Source organism: Chrysiogenia bacterium (genome assembly GCA_020434085.1).
Taxonomy (GTDB): Bacteria; JAGRBM01; JAGRBM01; order JAGRBM01; family JAGRBM01; genus JAGRBM01.
Map to the genome: position 1 here is coordinate 1 of JAGRBM010000538.1, position 1,831 is coordinate 1,831.

The 1,831-nt window shown below is 63.5% G+C and carries 2 protein-coding genes; both read right to left on the reverse strand.

The annotated features are described in order from the left end of the window. A partial coding sequence (locus KDH09_17860; protein MCB0221569.1) for a relaxase domain-containing protein occupies window positions 1-961 on the reverse strand: 961 nt, incomplete at its 3' end. 28 nt (window positions 962-989) lie between these two features. After that, window positions 990-1,831, reverse strand: an 842-nt coding sequence (locus tag KDH09_17865) for a type IV secretion system DNA-binding domain-containing protein (protein ID MCB0221570.1), incomplete at its 5' end; no start/stop codon positions are given.

The following is a 1,831-nucleotide window of genomic DNA, read 5'->3' on the forward strand; positions in this document are numbered from 1 at the left end:
CTGGCCACGCCATCTCGCGCTCACCGAGATGCGCCAGGGCAAAGGAAACCGCCTCGCGGGCAGCGCCTTGCGGCGAGGATGCAAGGCCGGGAAGTGGCCCGGCCGGGATGCTGCGATCGAGGCCGACGGCCATCGCCCGGGTATTCCACTCCGCGACAAGCCCGTCCCGGTCGTAGAACCGTTTACTGTCGCGGGTATCCAGGGCAACGACCTCACGCTGTTCGGCGGTAGAGCCCTCGCGGGTCAGTCCTCGCTCAGCCAGCGCCCGGTCAATGTTTTCGGTACGGCGCGAGAACTCGGCGATTTGCCGCTCGTCGATCGCGGCCAGCTCGAAACCGTTGCGCGTCGCGCGCAACTGGTAGCCCAGCGCCGCCAGGCGCACGGCCAGCTCAGACTTATAGACAGAATCCAGTTCGCGCTGCGCGCGATAAACCTCTTGATTCTCTAGGGCGACCCACGTGCCATCCGAACGCTGGGTGATATTCAGCAGCACGCAGTGACTGTGGATATTGGGATCTCCCAAGCGAGAGGTATCGTGCTCGACCGCCCGGCAGGCGATGTTCCCGGTGTACTCACGCGTCACGACGCCCGCCGTTGTCTCGCGGGCAGCGATTCGCTGCTCGACTTCCGTCAGTGCTGCACGCACCGCCTCACGGTGCGCCTGCAGGACACGCTCGTCGCCATTGACAAGTGCAGCAATCGAGACGGACTTGGGCGCAGAGATGCAGACATCGACGCCAGCCCGGCGCTTGCCGCCAGCGCCCGCGGCGATCTCCTCGCCGTTCGGCAGCTTCCCGCGCAGCAGGTCGGCGAATTGCCGGTCTGCATCGGCTTCGGTGAGGCCGAGGCGCTCTGCCCCCTTGCCGATCCATTCGGCGGGCGGGGTGCCCTTGGTGTAGTAGTCGTCCGCACGGTAATAGCTCTCCGCCTGTGCCGCGGCGACATTCTTGACATTGATCATGCTGGATTCCTTGAAGTGGTCTTAACCGCTATGCCTGCACGACGAATGGTTCCGCAACGCGCGGCAGGCGAGGGATCGGGATCTGAACGCGGGCGATGGGGTAATCGCCCGCCAGGGATAGAAAGGCGTCCAGATCCGGCAGATTCTGAAGCTCACTCGGCAGAACTAGCGCCTCGGTGACGTGGCGCTCGGCGGCGGTTTCGTTGCCGTCGCCGCCCAGTCCTTTGCGCTTGCTGCTGCTTTTCTCGGTGCGCAGGATCTGGGCTTGCCCCAGATCGTCGGAGCAGTATTTCGCCGTTTCGGGGTCGCCCTGGCGCAAATAGAGCTTTGATGAGAGGCATGCGAGCAGGGTTTGGGCTTCGTCGCGGCCGTAGGTGGCGCGAAGTTGACTCACGCTCTGCAGGCCAAAGACGCACGAACCCTTGTACTTCCTGAGTTTGGTGAGCGCATCCTTTGCAGCAACCTTGCCAAGGGTGTCGAATTCGTCGGCGATGAAGAAGGTCGGACGGGCGGCACGCTCATCGAGGCTGAGCGTTTCATTGATCGCCAGCTGAAGCCAGCAGCTCAGCAGCTGCCGCAAGGCCGCGATTTGGTTGTCGCGGTAGGACACGAACAGCCATTGATCGCCAGGCGAGCTCCGGATCCAGTCCTTAATTGAAAAGGATCCGCCGTCCGGCAAGAATGACCACGGCAGCAGGTAGTTGGAAATGATTGCCCTGGTGTTACCCAGCATTTTTTCCTGACCTTTCTGGGTCAGGATCGCCGCCGGCGAGCCGGCCAGGAGGGGCCGCAGCTCTTCCGGTTCAGCCTGCCCGACGAAGTGCAGCAGGCGGCTGATGCTGTAGTCGCCTTGGGTGTGCAGGGCGCGCA